The following is a 15,137-nucleotide window of genomic DNA, read 5'->3' on the forward strand; positions in this document are numbered from 1 at the left end:
GGGTAACTAAGGGTTTGTGCTACAACAGGATAAAATTGCCTAAGCTCGATCCCTAAAATTTGGCAATATTTCAAGATAAGAGACAAAGAAACAGAGCGATCACCTTTACCCTTCCATTTTTCTATTTTATGAATTAACTGCTGAGAACAAGGTTCTCCAAGCCCTGTAATTGCTTGCGCTACTTCTTCTCTAGAAAGTTTCTTGTCTTCTCTTTGCTGAAATAAAAACTCACCATATTCCTGATCCCAGTCAATCCGGGATACCAAATCCAAAGGTATTCCTTGCATTACAATTTCTCTCACTGATACTCCTATATTTACATAATGTGTGGAAATAGTGCTATACTTCTTCTATGAAGTATGTAAAACCTAAGCAGTATTAGCGTAGAGCCTAAATCGTGAAAGCGATCGCTCTAAATTCGTGTTGTCTTTTAGGAAGTAAATCGAGAGTTCTTAGTCTGAAGGGGGTTCTAAAAAATGACAGACCCACAAGTAATACTTTCCAGCAATGAATGGTGCAACGAATGCACACAGTGGGCTGCACCAAGCCATACATAAACTGCGACACGGTTCAGTTCAGGAAGCGAAGCAACTGTTGGCGCGTCAAAATCCTATACTGGCAATGGTTATAGCTCCACAAGTACACCTTGAGGTTTTCAAAGCGGCATGACTTTACCTGCCGCTTTCCTTGTCATGGACATTTTATACATAGGAATGTAGAAACAATGTCAAAGCCGACAAAGCAACAAGGATGACTACCGCAGATGCAAATATATATGTAAACAAGTTAAGGAAAAACCCCAACCTCAGTAAAAAATTTGGGGAATTCATATCAATTTAATCACACCCCCATCATGGCACAACTCGATATTCGTTCAAGTACTGTTCAGTTAGGGGTGAAATAATGGTTAAACCACCTTCTAACCGCAAAAAACCCACCTCTGCTGCATCCAGTAATGACACGCCACCAGATAACCAAGACCTTGAAGAAAACCCCGCCTTAGCAACAATCACCGTTACCTCTGTCGAAATTCCAGAGTTGACAGAAGAAGAACAGCGCGACCGCCTTCACCTAGAGCGCCGTGTGGAAAGAGCGTTTTTTGAGGCAGGGAAAGCTTTGATGGAACTGCGCGATCGCAGATTATATCGTTCCACGCACAAAACTTTTGAAGATTATTGTCGCGATCGCTTTGGTCATAGTCGCCAGAAGTCAAATTATCTGATTGCAGCAGCTGATGTCTACGAGAATTTGACAACAATTTGTTGTCAAAATTTGCCGCCTGAAGATTTGACAACAAATGGATCACAAATTTTACCCACTAGTGAAGGGCAAGTCCGACCTATCACAAAGCTAGAACCTCAAGAACAGTGGGAGGTATGGCAACAGGCAGTAGAACTTGCTGGTGGGAAAGTGCCAACTGGTAGAATCGTCAAAGATGTGGTGCAAAGAATTATGGAGCGAACCCAAGTACCCAATACCTACCAGATCGGGGAAGTGTGCCAAATTTTAGCCAAGGACAACCCGGAACTTAGGGGCAAAGGTGGATGTTGGGGGATAGTCAACCATGTAGGTGAATTCAGCTGCACCGTCAGAACTTGGGATAGGGAGTACACAATTGGGTTGCAACATCTGAAGTCCCTCAACTACCTGCCTGCCGAGTGTGAGCAGATGCAGGTGATTTGCGATCGCATCAATCGGGTGTATTCGAGTGGGCTGGAGGACTCGGTGCAGAAGTTTTTGGAGTCATTGGGGAAGCTGAATCGTGCTTATTTGACGGATTTGGAGGAGAAATTGTTGGCTGTTTTGGAGTTTGAAATAGAAACGAAATAATCCACTAAGCAATTTTGGCGTTGCATAAATGCGGGATGAATTGGCGGTTGAAATCATTGAAAATTAGTTCCAAATTGGGCGAAATCATCCCCTAATTCAGCAACGCCGCAATTTTGGCAATTTAGGATCTAATGTTTTAAAGTTCGCGTTTTAATAAAGATATCAGAACAACAGGATGACCAAGAAATTATACGAGCGAGAGGGTAAATTATCCGCTTCTGGTGTCCAGTTGAAAGCCAGTTGCGCTCCCCAGTGCTGTAACCGCTACATGATTGATGCAATGCTGGCGAGTGCAAATGCAACTGGCTAAACATCCGACTAAAACACAGACATTAGGTTAAGTCTGAGTTAGATTAAAATCCATGTTGTGCTTTAATTTTTCTAGCCCAATTTTTATGGTTTCGCACCATTGTTGTGTAACATGTTTACTTTCAACTGCTCTGGCTAATTCTCCTGTTATGTAACTGTACTCAGTGCTAAATCTGGACTGGTTTCCAGAAATTAAAGCATCATGAAGGTATCCTAAATGATTGGGTAATTCTGTCCCCATTTTTTCGGGAAGTTTTGAGGCTATTTGACTAACTTGATTTTTCAGATTTACTACTTCATCATTTACTTCATTTTGAGTTAGATTTTCCAACTCTAAACTTGAGCCTGCAAGATTTACGGTAACACCTCCGTCTAATTTGATCTGGTAATGCCTTTGTAAATTCCAACCAGTGATATCATCAAGTACCTTACCATGCTGACCACGATACTCTCCACCATTCACAACCACACGGTTATTGTTAACTAAATCACTCATATTGGTAGCGCACTTAAGTTTACTACCACCCAACTACACTGTTGTCTCAAATTATTCCAGAATGAACTGGAAAATATCTTACTTTAGGTAGAAAACAAAATATAATTTCCTTTGTTTAAAAATAAAAAATAGATTGTCAGACTATTAATAAAAACAATTTAGAACTCATGAACAAAGGCGGTTTCTGAGGAATTGTCAGTCAAGTGAATGATTTCAGTTCTACCGTGAGAACTTGGGATGGGGAATATACTGCCGGGGTAAAGCATCTCAAGTCGTATGATTACTTACAGTGCTTCCGGCTATTATGTAATATAGTTTTCTCCTTGCCCCTCTCCTATCATCGCTTTCAGCTTTTAGGATGTACCTCATAGCTGCTGGAAGTGCTGTATCTGCCGAGTGTCAGCACATGCGGGAGGTGTGCGATTGTATCAGTAGGCTAAGAGATAACCAAAATCTAAAAGAAGCTGCTCGTGCTGTATTGCAGCACTTGGGGGAGTTGAAGCGACCGTATTTGACGGCTGTGGAGGAGAAGCTGTTGGGTTTTGTTGAGAAAGAATACGGCATCATAGATGAGGTACTACCCAATTCTCGATAAATCAAGGAATAGGAGACAACAGTAATGCAAAGTATTAAGTTATGTTCTCATGTTGGGGCTGATGGCATTTTGCACCTTGAGATTCCCGTTGGCATCACAGACAAAGAAATGGAAGTCCTGGTGATTTATCAACAAATAGAACCATCAACACCTACAAAAACACCAGAAGAACTGGGATGGCCACCCGGCTTTTTTGAGCAGACTTACGGTAGTTGTCAAGACGATCCAATTGTTATCGACTCTGAAGGTGATTTTGAGACAAGGGAAGAAATTGTGTGAAGTATTTATTAGATACCAATGTTTGCGCTCGTTATCTCAACGGTAGGTCGCTCTTAATTCGAGAACATTTACAGTCCACAAATGTAGAAGATATTGCTGTCTGTTCAGTAGTGAAGGCAGAGTTGTTTTATGGAGCGATGAAAAGCAATAATCCCCAAATTACTTTAGCTCGACAACAGCAATTTCTTACTTTGTTTGTTTCTTTGCCTTTTGATGATGTTACTGCCCTCACCTACGGTAGAATTCGTGCAGAATTAGCAGCAAACGGTACTCCAATAGGCCCCAATGATTTTTAAATAGCTGCGATCGCCTTGATACATAACTTAACATTAGTTACGCACAACATAAGAGAATTTAGTCGCGTTAGTGGGCTGGTGATTGAGGATTGGGAGCTTGAGCAATAAATAATATCTTTTGTGGACTTAAATGAAAACTAATGCTGCTCGACTCCTGGACAAACTAGGTATTCCCTACCAAATCCTGAGCTATGAAGTAGATCCTGACGATCTGGCTGCTGAAAGTACAGCCCAGAAAGTAGGACTTCCCGCAGAGCAAGTTTTTAAGACTCTAGTAGTCAGAGGTGACACAACAGGTATATGTTTTGCTGTTGTGCCGGGAAATGTTCAGTTAGACTTAAAAGCCTTGGCGCGGATTTCAGGAAACCGCAAGGTTGAGACGGTTGCCCTCAAGGAAGTTCAGCCACTAACAGGATACATACGTGGTGGTGTAACAGCTTTAGCCAGTAAAAAAGACTATCCCGTTTACCTTGATGAAACAGCAACCCTATTTGAGCAGATTACTGTTTCTGGTGGAATGCGAGGAATGCTGCTTCTGCTATCGCCAGATGATTATTTACGTGCCGTCAGTGGCACTTTGGGAGCAATTGTACAGTGAACCAGTTCTAATCAAGCGTACTTAAGTACAAGTTGCGTTTATTACATAGAGATATTAAAGCTACAGTAAATAAATAACAGTATATTAGCGGGTTACAACCCAGTACTAAGCTAACTACGATATAGCAAATCACACGTTATTTGCTACTCAAGTAGTGGGTTTTGAGCTAATGACTATCAAAAAGCCTTTGGTAATTGAACAACCAAAACTGGGACAGCTCATCCATGAACTTCGCACTGTAACGGGTTTAACCCAAGAGCAGTTTGCAACACATTTGGGTGTTACTTATTCCACAGTTAATCGTTGGGAAAATAAACGCTCTAAGTTATCACCGATGGCTATGCAGAGGATTGAAAAACTTCTGCAAGAGATGGGTGATCAAGGGCAGAAACTGTTAGCAAAGTATCAGTCAAATTAGTTCTAAGGAAAAGTAGACTACCTCACTTCTTGAGAGTAGTACTTAATCAAATTTGATATAGCGATTGCATTCTTTTAAAGCGCGATCGCAGTTTTACCGTGCTGTTTTGAACTTAGTAAGGAAAACAAATGACTTTCACCAAAGAGCAGTTACAGGCTGTAATGACTGGTACAGATTTAAATCATCGTGTAGAGGTACTGCGGCAGCTGTTAGGATATCCGGTGAAAGAGCATGATCCTCAAGGTTCTCGTTTTTGGTACTTGCGCCCTGGTGTCGATGAGTTAGAAGCTGAGGAAACTTGCCCAATTGCTGTTGGCTTCTATGATGAGGAACTATCAGGAGTTACAGACCAGGAAATTAAAAGATTTTTGACCTCTAAAGAACAGCAACAAGAAATTTACGGGCATTATACAAACCGAATAGCTGAACAGCAACCTGTAATGTATCTACTTCTACCTACTAAAGAAGCTACAAGTCGAGTGCCGTTAGTGCTGCCAAGTGAAGGTGGACTACGCCAACGGCAAATCCAGACTTTTGATTGGAATGAACCGCAAATAATAGCACGGTTAAACCGCTTAAAACAAGGGGAACTGCCGATTGCTGCTAAGGGTCTAAGTTCAGTTCCCTTAGTGGAGTGGGTTTTCTATGAACCTATTAAAACGGCGAAGGAACTAGCGCAGTTGTTGGCTGAAGCTGCCCGTCGAATTGAGCAGGTAATTCCCCAAGTCTATGAGAAAGAAAAAGCTGATGGGTATTTACATAACCTATTGAAGAGTTTTCAACGGGAGCTCCTGCCCACACTAAAACTAATTCCTGATAACGAGAAAGATTACAGCTTTGCTGATATTTACGCCCAAACCATTGCTTATGCACTGTTTACAGCAAAGGTATTCAGCCATGTAAAAGATAAGCGGGAGGGACGCGAGAAGGAAACGCATTTTGATCGTGAATCTGCTTGGCAACAATTACCAGAAACTAACCCATTTCTCCGCAAGCTGTTTAAAGATGTGTCAGAGCGTGAGCCTGAAGAATTGGGGGATGAGTTGATAGGTGCGATTGCAGATATCTTTGGCATCCTCCGCGCCGCCAAGATGGATGCGATTCTCTTGGATTTTCAGATGAAGATGAACCGAGAAGATATTGTTATCCGGTTCTATGAAGATTTTTTGACAGCCTACAAGCCACAGATGCGAGAACGCCGGGGTGTTTATTACACACCTGAGCCTGTAGTATCTTACATTGTGCGTTCTGTAGACCATATTTTAAAAACAGACTTTAAACTAACTGATGGTTTAGCTGATGCAACAAAGGTAAAGGTTGAAGAGCCTGATAAGAAAGGTACGACAGAAACACATAAAGTCCTTATAACAGACGTTGCAACCGGCACGGGAACTTTCCTTTACAGCGTTATAGACCACATTTATAACTCATTACAACTTGATACAGATGCGTGGTCAAATTATGTTTCTCAACACTTATTACCGCGATTATTAGGTTTTGAGTTACTAATGGCTCCTTATGCAGTTGCTCACATGAAATTAGGTTTGCAACTAGCAGAATTAGGTTACAAATTCGATACTCTAGAACGGTTACGAGTTTACCTCACCAATACATTACAAGAAGCATTTCAAATACCACCTGCTGATGAATTTGATAATTGGATTCGGGATGAGGCGGATGCAGCTAATCAAATTAAGCAAGAAGCACCAGTAATGGTTGTGATGGGTAATCCACCTTATTCTGGACATTCTGCTAATAACGGTATTTGGATTAGTAGTCTTCTTAAAGGAAAAGATACAATCACCCAAAAAGTAACTAGCAATTATTTTGAAGTTGATGGTAAACCACTTGGCGAGAGAAATCCTAAATGGTTAAACGATGATTATGTGAAGTTTATTCGTTTTGCTCAGTGGCGAATTGAACAAACAGGTTATGGAATTTTAGCATTTATCACTAACCACGGCTTTCTTGACAACCCTACCTTTCGTGGTATGCGTCAAAGTTTGATGGCTACATTTGATGATATTTATATTTTAGACTTGCATGGAAGTAGCAAGAAGAAAGAGCAATCACCAGATGGTTCTAAAGATGAAAATGTATTTGATATTCAGCAAGGTGTAGCAATTAGTATTTTCGTGAAAAGGCAGAGTAATAAAAAAGAAATTTCTAATATTTATCATTCAAATTTATATGGTTTACGTGACAATAAATATAGCTGGTTAAAGTTACATAGTATAGATACAACACAGTGGAATAAGCTAAATTCACAAGCTCCATTTTATTTATTTGTTCCACAAAATACTGATTCACTTGCAGAATATCAACAGGGATGGAAGGTAACAGATATTTTTACTATTAACTCAGTTGGAGTTGTTACTGGACAAGATAAAAAAACGATAGCTTTTACTCAAAACCAAACTGAAATTCTCGCTAGCAGCCACAAACTTCCAAACAATACTGTTGTTGGTATTTTGTACCGTCCATTTGATCAACGTTTCATTGTGTACGATTCAGAAGTAGTAACACGTCCACGTTTAGATGTCATGCGTCATCTGGTGGCTGGAGAAAATTTAGGTCTCATAGCACGACGGCAAATGATTGGTGAACTAATGTCTTACTTTTTTGTGAGTAACTATATAATTGCTGACGGGGTTATTAGATCTGACAACAAAGGCAGTGAATCAATTTTTCCTCTCTACATCTACCCCAACCCAAATAATCCTAAAAACTTAGAAGAACCAATCCGCCCCAACCTGTCCCCTGAATTCCTCAAAGACATCACCTCAAAACTCAACTATACCCCCACACCAGAAGCCATCTTCTACTACATATACGCCATCTTTCATTCCCCAACCTACCGCACCCGCTATGCCGAATTCCTCAAAATTGACTTCCCCCGCGTACCCCTCACTAGCAATAACGAACTCTTCCACCAACTAGCAACATACGGTGAAGAATTAGTATCACTCCATTTAATGAAATCACCTAAACTCGACAACTTCATCACTGAATTTGTTGAAAATGACGGCAATAATCTAGTTGATGCAGGATATCCAAAATACAACCAAGATGCTCTCATCATCAACAAAAAAGGAGATAAATTTACAGGCGTACCAGAAGAAGTTTGGAACTTTTACGTAGGTGGTTATCAAGTCTGCCAAAAATGGCTCAAAGACCGTAAAGGACGCACTCTTACTTCTGATGATATCGAAAATTACCAGCGTATTGTTGTAGCCCTCCAAGAAACCATCGAACTCATGGCAAAAATTGACGCAGTAATTCCAGCTTGGCCTATTCAGTAAGTTATTAACTATGCTTGAAAACTTTATCCAAGACCTAATTCGCAAACAACGCCCCTACTATCTACTCCAAGGTAATCCCATCAAAGGTGTTGACAATCAATACTGGCTCGTCTTCAAGCACCGCGATGCTGACAGGCTGTTAAAAACAGTTGTGAAGTTCTTAGGTATTGGTGGTAAACAAGCAACTTACAGAATACTACGAATTGACCCAAAAAGTGCTAAGGTTTTTGATTACATTCCTATCAAAGATGGAAATGTACCTAGTACCTCTCTGCTGCGAATTAGTAACTTAAATATTATTGAAAAATTCCTTCATAAAGAAAGTGTAACCAAAGAAAAAGCTTTACTTGCTGGCAGCTTTTTAGAAATTAAAGGTCGTCTTCGTAGATTCAATTTGCCTGATCAGCTAGATAAGTATAATGTCTTCATCGGCTCTGCCCTAGAACGCACCCAAATTTATCGCCGTTCTACTGCTTACTTTGATAGTGGTGTGCTGAAACTATATGAAGAACCTCTTGCTTCAATTGTGCAAACTGAGGGTCAAATTCGCCTATTGATGGACTGGCAAGGATTCACCAAGCAAGCGGATGTCCAAGAACTGGAGAAATTACAAGACCCTAACTACCGCACCCAATTTGCTCATTGTACCCTGGCTGAATTCCTTAAGGGTTTAGAAGATAGCGCCTTTAGTGATACAGAAATTTTAGCTGAGTTAGTTCGCCTGAATTTTTTGCAAATTAAACTTGTCAAAATGGAGTCAGGACGGGGTATCTATCACAAAAAAACTGGCATCCTGAGCGACCAGTTAGAAAACCACATTCTTCATGAAGGCTCAGATAATTTCACCCGTGCAGCACATTCTAAAAATGCTGAGAGTGTAACTTTTCTTTATTCTTGGGATTCTCGTTTAGATGCAGAAGCCATATTTGAAAGTATTGGTCAATTTGATGCTGAGTGGCAGCGAGATGACATTACCTTTGACTTAACCCAAGAGTTTTTACAGCAGGTACTAGCCGAACGCGATCGCCGTGCCAAGTTAAAAGAACCAGTTATTGAATCTATCAATCCTGATGAGTTTGCCCCTGGGGAAACCACCCAAGTTGAAATCACAGGTCAAAATTTAGACAAAATAGAAAGCATTGAGGTTGTAGATGATCAATTGGTGAAAATCACCATTGACAGCCAAGATTCGGAACGGATTATTGGTCAAGTTGAGGTAGACCCAGAACATCCGCCGACAAAGTTAACCGAATTCAAAGTTACAACCACCGAAGGCACTTATCACAACTCACCCGAAAATCCTCCAGCCGTCAGCCAATCCCTAGAAATTCCAGATTTCAGTGAGATTGAAGGGTTTAAACAAGCTGTAGAAATCATTTTGGCAGGGAATCACGGCACACCTAACGATTTTCTTTACTGGTTGGCACAGCAGCGCCCCCGTCAGTTCCGGGTTGAACGTAGTGATTTATTAGATGAACTGTTAAATCAAGGTATCTTGTTTGAGCATCAAAAATCTGGAGCGCAACATTGCCTAAGAGTCATGCAGGATTTTGGTGTTGCTGTCTGCGCTGATGCTGTAGGATTGGGGAAAACTCGACTAGCGGCTACTGTCTCGTGGTTGTATCGTCAGCAGAAGGGTCAAGCTAAAATTGCCATCATTGCTGCCAAAAAACTTCATCCCAACTGGGAACGAGAAATGGCTGAACTTGGGTTTAAATCAGGTGATTATGAACTCTACAATAAAAACCTGATGAGCCGCAAAGGTAGTAACTTCCTGGCAGACTTCAATCGCTACGGTGGCCCTGACCTAGTTATCATCGATGAAGCCCACGAAGGCATTCGCAATTATAAAAACCGCATTCATAAAACCTGTGCATCAATTCAAGAAAGCGATCGCAAGTCTGCTCGGCAACGTTACTTTCTACTGTTGACCGCTACACCTTGGAACAATCGCCGGGAAGATATTTATAACATTCTCTCGCCCTTTATCAGTCGTCCTCAAGGATTCAATGATTTAAAGTTCCCCGCAGAAGTCGCTCAATGGTTTCAAAATCGGGAAATTGGGGTAGAAAATTTTACAGATAATACTGAACTATTTCGCCGTACCTACCGCGAACTGTTTCTTCAGCGCACCCGCCAAATGCTGCGAGAAGCCACTCCAGATTTAAATTTGTATGCCAAACGGATAGCAGAATGGCTACCTGTACATTTTGAAATTAGTACAGAACAGGCACTTGAGCAGATTTTCACTCAATTTGAAACCAGTCTTTTCATCCCCTTTGCTGATCCAATTCGTTATTTAACAGGTAGCGTCGAACAGCGAAGTCTATTAGGCAACCAACGCCGATTCTTTCTACAACGGGCTGAATCGAGTATGTATGCCTTGAATCGGACTATTAAAAACTTTGGCGATCGCATTCGGCAGATGCAACAACGCCTAGAATCAGTTTCTCCTGATGCTGATGGGCTGAAAGAATTTTTGCTAATTCACTACAATTTTGAATCAGACAAGAAGGATAAACCAGAAAGTTTCTTAGATGATTACAACCCTGAAGGCTGGGATGAGGATTATGAAGATGGGGAAGAAGACGAGGACGAAAACGAGGCAGAACAACAACAAAAGCGTCAGCAGTTAAGGCGGTCTATTGATATTGCCACAGATAACTTACGAGACAATCCTAACAATGCCCAAAAAGTTTATGAGCGAATGTTGGCTGATTGTGAAGGTGATTTGCATCAGCTAGAACAGATTCAAAACCTGTTAATAGATGAATTTCTAGTTGACCACAAACGCAAGCAAGTTACTCAAAAAGTAGCAGAACTGGTAAGTCAAGGTCATAAGGTGCTGCTAATTTCAACTTTCAGTGACACCGTAATTGATTACTACCGTTACATGACTCGTGACAGTGCGATCGCATCTAAAGGTATTGGGATGCTGATTGGTTCTACAAAGCTGTATTACACAAATAACTCAGACAAACCTCAAAAAGTAAGTCCTGGCCAGGCACTGCAACCAAAACGTAGCCCAGTTACTTTAAATCGCCAAGAAATATTTAGACTGTTTGCCCCAGACGCTACTTGTAAAAATCCTACAGAATGCCCAAAGCCAGAAGAAGAAATCACCGTACTAATTGGTTCAGAAACTTTATCAGTGGGTCAAAATCTACAAGATGCTGATTATTTGATTAATATTGACCTGCCTTGGAATCCGATGATTTTGGAGCAGCGCATTGGTAGAATTGACCGCCCCAAGCAACATAAAGCTAAGAACATTTATGTTTATTATGCCAATAGTGAAAGCCAATTGTTACGGCAAGCTTCTCGCCTGTCAAATTTGCATAAAAAATTAGTGGGAGATTTAGCTCAAAATGATGGACGCATCGCTAGTATTGAAGCTAACCCCAGCATCCCTACCATTTCTAGTGTCAACACATTGGGGGCTTCTATTTATGGTGATACTCTATTTGATGATGAAATTCTGCCAGGATACATCGACTTTGTTCAGAGCTTAGTTAAAGCTAGAAAGATAGAGCAGGGTAATTTACAAGAAGATGCCTATAAAAAACAGGAAACTAGCCGCGACCTTTATACACAAAATGAGATTCTGCATAGCGAAGAACTAAGCAAGTTACTAAAAGAATTGGGTGAAGATTACCAAGCCAATCCAATTGCTGTAGGTCGCCGCACTGGTGAAAAAGATGAAGCTACCGGATTAGTGGCGTTGACAGTGCAATATTTTGGCCCAAATGGAGAAGCAATTTTAGAGAAACAGCAGACTTTGTTCTGGAATGACCAAACCGGTGAAAACGATGGTTATGGTATGGCGATCGCTACTGCCTTTAAAACTCCAATAGCGGGAAATGTTTTCTCCTCAAAATATTTACTATCATGCGCTCAATCTTTATATAACAAACTGGTGGGCTTAAAACAGCAGCAGGTTGCTGAATTAGAACAGCCAGAAACCTTAGAAAACATTAGCGTTACCTCTGAGCGCATTACTAAAATTCAACGTCGGGTGAGTATGCTTGATCACTTTCCAGCAGGTTTAGATCGAGCAGCTGTTAAGAGTACGTTAAAAAAATTAAACACTTGGAAAGAGATGAAGCCTGTACAAAAACTTTTAAAAGAGTATACCGATGGCAATAAAGCAATTTTGGATGATGAAAACTTTGTGATTCAGTTAGTGCAAAATACAGACAAACTCAACCTAATTGCATTTGAAGGAATTAAACCTACCAGTATACAAGTTTCTTTAGCTGCTCTTTTATTAAGGGCATAAGCGATTGCAGTAGAGGTACTATCTTGTTTTTACTACTTTGTAACTAAAAATCATCATATTAATTATTAAATCATGACACAATTGTATAAACCAGAACAGCAAAGACAACAGCAAATTCAAACTTTTTTGAAAGAAATTGGTATAAGTGAATTTCAGGCAACAGAAGCGTTAGAAATTGCTTTAAGACACCCATCATTTATCTATGAATCAAATGTAGATAGGCAGACAAAAGATTTACAAGAGAAAGCTTACAAACGGCTAGTTCATTTAGGAAATGCAATTCTTGGTGCAATTGTTACTGACTATTTATATGAAAGATTTCCTGAGTCTACACAAGGCGAACTTACTGAGAATAAACAATCACTTATAGATAAAGCCCAATTGTCAGAATTTGCTATTAAGTTAAATTTACCAGAGTTCTGCTTATTGGGAAAAAGTCTAAAAGGAAAACCTTTAAATGAGCAAGAGAGACTTTTTGCAGAAATGTTTGAGGCTGTGTTTGGTGCAGTTTATTTAGGATTTAAGCGTGATTTTTCTCAAGCTAGCTCTTGGTTAGTTAAGCGCTTTTTAGCAGATGCTTTAGACGAAATTCTCGATGATGAAGAAGACGATGAGGAGAATTTTGAGGATATGAGTCTTGATACCAGAGATTACTTAGACATGATTGGCTTAGAAAATTTTCCTGACTATGGATGGGCCCCTGGTGACGATGATGATTAAAGCGATCGCCCCCCACCCAATTCTTAGAGGAAAAGTTAGCGATCGCACTCCGAAGCAAGAAAATCTAGTGTGTACAGTAAATAATGATGATTTAGTATGACTGCAACAAACCTTTTAGACCAGGCAAAACAGGGTGATACTCAAGCAATTGTTAGCCTGATGAATAAAGCCCTAGAACCCAAAGGCATAACAGTTCAGGTAAGTATCAAAGATGATAGCCTCACCATAACGGCTGAAGCTAAGGAAGTTCCAGAACAATCATTTTTTGTTGATTATGTTCAAAAATCAATAGCTAAGTTAAATTTAGCCCGAATCAAATTTTTATATATTCGTGGGCAGGTAAATGGTAGTAAGTTTCCTGCTTGGCGACAAACTATTAACTTAAAAGAGCATGAGGTATTACCAACACCGATTATTAACGCACAAATTTCTTCTGTCAATTCAAAAGATAAAACAAACCAGTTTAATATATTCAACATTTTAGTTCAATTTAGAGAAGTAATTAATACTGTATTTTTAGGGGGAATACTAGGAATACTGGTTTTTAATTTGTGGTGGCAACGACAACCCAAAAATTTGCAATATGAATATAAAATTGAAAGCTTTGACGATATTGTTTTTGATATAGGCATAAATAAATTGGGCGATGAAGGGTGGGAATTGGTTTTTGCGCGTAGAGCCTTGACTGGAGAGGAGTATTCGCGCAAAGGAATCTATGAGTGCATTTTTAGAAGAGCCAAACTTAAAGAATCAAATCAACAGTAATCATAATCATGGATGAAATTGTTGCAAAATTAGCAGGAGTTGGATTACCAGCCATTGTACTTCTCATCGCAATGGCATCAACTGGGTTAGCTGGTGCTGCTGCAATTACTGCGGCATTAGCCATGTTAGGGCCAGGCGGAATGGTGGGCGGTATTGTATTACTGGGAATAATAGGTTTAGCATCAGATGCACTAACCAAATATGGATTGACAGCACTACTCCAGGGAATTTACGAAGAGAGAAGGAGAAGAGGTGAATCATTACAAAACCTATGTAGGGAAATTGATGGTTTACCCATTACTAATGAACTCAAATTAGTTATAAGGAACCATATTGATTGCTCTCGTTAATCGGGGTAAATTAGCATCTGTTCAGAAACTTAAGGGTATTGATATTATAAGGAAAGTGCAATGTCTAAGCATAACAAAAACTTTCATCCGGTCAAAGAAAATGGAATTATTATTTTACATTCCAACCATTTAGGTGATGTTATAGAGGTTAGCATCAACAAAGAAGAGCGCCGATTTTACGGTATTAGAGAAGATGGTTCCTTGATAGAACATGAGGGTGATTGTGGAAATGATTTTGCTCAACCTGTAATGCTTTATAAAATATACTATTGCTTTGGAAATGACACTTGGGGAGTAGGATATCGAATTAAAGATACGAAAGACAAAAAGTGGATGGATGGTTTTAAAACAGCTAGAGAAGCTTGGTTATATAGAGAAGCATTAATTGCCGATGGTATAGCTAAAAGATAAATAAGAATCACGTACCAAAAGCGATCGCCCACCCACCAAATTCTTAGAGGAAAACTACCAAACAATGACCTACTGGCTGTTTCAAGGCAACCCCAAATATTACCGCATCATAGACGGCATCCGCGACTTTGAGCAGATGCCCTGGCTGACAACTCGCTACGCCAAAGACATTGCTCCTGGTGATGGGGTACTGATTTGGAAATCTGGAGATAAAGCAGGGATTTATGCGATCGCCGAAATTATCGAATCCTCTAAGAATATCGAAAACCCTACTGATATCGGCTATTGGATTGACACTAGTCGCGCCATGAATAGAATCTACTCCAAAATTCGCTTTACCAGTAAGTTGTTAGAAAAGCCACTGCTAAGGGAAGACTTAAAACAAGATCCTGTGCTAAAAACTCTGATGGTAATTCGACAGCCAAATGCTACAAACTACAAGGTTACACAACAGGAATGGCAACGTGTACATGAATTGAAAGGATAGCG

General features: G+C 40.1%; 16 protein-coding genes and 1 pseudogene. 15 read left to right on the plus strand and 2 right to left on the minus strand.

The features are described from left to right. The coding region (locus RRG12_RS34475; RefSeq protein ID WP_420762316.1) for a helix-turn-helix domain-containing protein at positions 1–287 on the minus strand (287 nt) is incomplete at its 3' end. A 220-nt stretch (positions 288–507) separates the two neighbouring features. Here RRG12_RS34475 and RRG12_RS34480 point away from each other — a divergent pair. The 3 genes from RRG12_RS34480 (at position 508) to RRG12_RS34490 (ending at position 2,140) form a co-directional block, all read left to right on the plus strand. Then, positions 508–669, plus strand: a complete 162-nt coding sequence (locus RRG12_RS34480; protein WP_176727206.1) for a hypothetical protein — start codon at positions 508–510, stop codon at positions 667–669. Positions 670–903: 234 nt separating this feature from the next. After that, positions 904–1,830, plus strand: coding sequence for a hypothetical protein (locus RRG12_RS34485; protein WP_069074474.1), 927 nt, complete (start codon positions 904–906; stop codon positions 1,828–1,830). Positions 1,831–2,005: 175 nt separating this feature from the next. Next, positions 2,006–2,140: a hypothetical protein gene (locus RRG12_RS34490; RefSeq protein ID WP_256091378.1), complete on the plus strand. Its 135-nt coding sequence runs from the start codon at positions 2,006–2,008 to the stop codon at positions 2,138–2,140. A gap of 27 nt (positions 2,141–2,167) precedes the next feature. On the opposite strand, the gene RRG12_RS34495 is transcribed toward RRG12_RS34490, so the two are convergent. Continuing rightward, positions 2,168–2,635 carry a hypothetical protein gene (locus RRG12_RS34495; RefSeq protein ID WP_069074475.1) on the minus strand — a complete coding sequence of 156 codons (468 nt, stop codon included), beginning with the start codon at positions 2,633–2,635 and terminating at the stop codon, positions 2,168–2,170. Between the two features lie 358 nt (positions 2,636–2,993). On the opposite strand from RRG12_RS34495, the gene RRG12_RS34500 reads away from it, so the two are divergent. The 12 genes and pseudogenes from RRG12_RS34500 (at position 2,994) to RRG12_RS34555 (ending at position 15,135) form a co-directional block, all read left to right on the plus strand. Then, on the plus strand, positions 2,994–3,230 hold the full coding sequence (locus RRG12_RS34500) for a hypothetical protein (protein WP_256091379.1): 237 nt from the start codon (positions 2,994–2,996) through the stop codon (positions 3,228–3,230). Between the two features lie 24 nt (positions 3,231–3,254). After that, positions 3,255–3,509 carry a hypothetical protein gene (locus RRG12_RS34505; protein ID WP_069074476.1) on the plus strand — a complete coding sequence of 85 codons (255 nt, stop codon included), beginning with the start codon at positions 3,255–3,257 and terminating at the stop codon, positions 3,507–3,509. After that, positions 3,506–3,913: pseudogene (gene vapC / locus RRG12_RS34510) on the plus strand (type II toxin-antitoxin system tRNA(fMet)-specific endonuclease VapC). The gene RRG12_RS34505 and the pseudogene vapC overlap by 4 nt, the downstream one beginning before the upstream one ends. 22 nt (positions 3,914–3,935) lie before the next feature. Further along, positions 3,936–4,403, plus strand: a complete 468-nt coding sequence (ybaK, locus tag RRG12_RS34515; protein WP_420762317.1) for a Cys-tRNA(Pro) deacylase — start codon at positions 3,936–3,938, stop codon at positions 4,401–4,403. A gap of 169 nt (positions 4,404–4,572) precedes the next feature. Further along, positions 4,573–4,821 (plus strand): helix-turn-helix domain-containing protein, encoded by a 249-nt coding sequence (locus tag RRG12_RS34520; protein WP_190937249.1) that lies wholly within the window; start codon positions 4,573–4,575, stop codon positions 4,819–4,821. A 128-nt stretch (positions 4,822–4,949) separates the two neighbouring features. After that, positions 4,950–8,123 (plus strand): type ISP restriction/modification enzyme, encoded by a 3,174-nt coding sequence (locus RRG12_RS34525; RefSeq protein WP_420762318.1) that lies wholly within the window; start codon positions 4,950–4,952, stop codon positions 8,121–8,123. 10 nt (positions 8,124–8,133) lie between these two features. After that, a complete protein-coding gene (locus RRG12_RS34530) occupies positions 8,134–12,402 on the plus strand; it encodes a helicase-related protein (protein ID WP_420762319.1) in 4,269 nt (1,422 codons plus the stop codon). A 72-nt stretch (positions 12,403–12,474) separates the two neighbouring features. Next, complete coding sequence (locus tag RRG12_RS34535; protein WP_420762320.1) at positions 12,475–13,122, plus strand: ribonuclease III domain-containing protein; 648 nt, start codon at positions 12,475–12,477, stop codon at positions 13,120–13,122. A 96-nt stretch (positions 13,123–13,218) separates the two neighbouring features. Continuing rightward, complete coding sequence (locus RRG12_RS34540) at positions 13,219–13,887, plus strand: hypothetical protein (protein WP_420762321.1); 669 nt, start codon at positions 13,219–13,221, stop codon at positions 13,885–13,887. A gap of 8 nt (positions 13,888–13,895) precedes the next feature. Then, entirely contained in the window at positions 13,896–14,237 is a 342-nt protein-coding gene (locus tag RRG12_RS34545; RefSeq protein ID WP_420762322.1) for a hypothetical protein, read from the plus strand. Between the two features lie 60 nt (positions 14,238–14,297). After that, complete coding sequence (locus tag RRG12_RS34550) at positions 14,298–14,648, plus strand: hypothetical protein (protein ID WP_420762323.1); 351 nt, start codon at positions 14,298–14,300, stop codon at positions 14,646–14,648. A gap of 64 nt (positions 14,649–14,712) precedes the next feature. Then, on the plus strand, positions 14,713–15,135 hold the full coding sequence (locus tag RRG12_RS34555; protein ID WP_420762324.1) for an EVE domain-containing protein: 423 nt from the start codon (positions 14,713–14,715) through the stop codon (positions 15,133–15,135). Positions 15,136–15,137 lie beyond the last annotated feature (2 nt).

The sequence above is a fragment of the Nostoc sp. CALU 546 genome (assembly GCF_048836525.1).

Coding starts and splice junctions, on each gene's coding strand:
- RRG12_RS34540 (WP_420762321.1), top strand. CDS start 13,219: ATGACTGCAACAAACCTTTTAGACCAGGCAAAACAGGGTGATACTCAA.
- RRG12_RS34550 (WP_420762323.1), top strand. CDS start 14,298: ATGTCTAAGCATAACAAAAACTTTCATCCGGTCAAAGAAAATGGAATT.
- RRG12_RS34500 (WP_256091379.1), top strand. CDS start 2,994: ATGTACCTCATAGCTGCTGGAAGTGCTGTATCTGCCGAGTGTCAGCAC.
- RRG12_RS34525 (WP_420762318.1), top strand. CDS start 4,950: ATGACTTTCACCAAAGAGCAGTTACAGGCTGTAATGACTGGTACAGAT.
- RRG12_RS34495 (WP_069074475.1), bottom strand. CDS start 2,635: ATGAGTGATTTAGTTAACAATAACCGTGTGGTTGTGAATGGTGGAGAG.
- RRG12_RS34490 (WP_256091378.1), top strand. CDS start 2,006: ATGACCAAGAAATTATACGAGCGAGAGGGTAAATTATCCGCTTCTGGT.
- RRG12_RS34530 (WP_420762319.1), top strand. CDS start 8,134: ATGCTTGAAAACTTTATCCAAGACCTAATTCGCAAACAACGCCCCTAC.
- RRG12_RS34505 (WP_069074476.1), top strand. CDS start 3,255: ATGCAAAGTATTAAGTTATGTTCTCATGTTGGGGCTGATGGCATTTTG.
- ybaK (WP_420762317.1), top strand. CDS start 3,936: ATGAAAACTAATGCTGCTCGACTCCTGGACAAACTAGGTATTCCCTAC.
- RRG12_RS34485 (WP_069074474.1), top strand. CDS start 904: ATGGTTAAACCACCTTCTAACCGCAAAAAACCCACCTCTGCTGCATCC.
- RRG12_RS34480 (WP_176727206.1), top strand. CDS start 508: ATGAATGGTGCAACGAATGCACACAGTGGGCTGCACCAAGCCATACAT.
- RRG12_RS34545 (WP_420762322.1), top strand. CDS start 13,896: ATGGATGAAATTGTTGCAAAATTAGCAGGAGTTGGATTACCAGCCATT.
- RRG12_RS34555 (WP_420762324.1), top strand. CDS start 14,713: ATGACCTACTGGCTGTTTCAAGGCAACCCCAAATATTACCGCATCATA.
- RRG12_RS34520 (WP_190937249.1), top strand. CDS start 4,573: ATGACTATCAAAAAGCCTTTGGTAATTGAACAACCAAAACTGGGACAG.
- RRG12_RS34535 (WP_420762320.1), top strand. CDS start 12,475: ATGACACAATTGTATAAACCAGAACAGCAAAGACAACAGCAAATTCAA.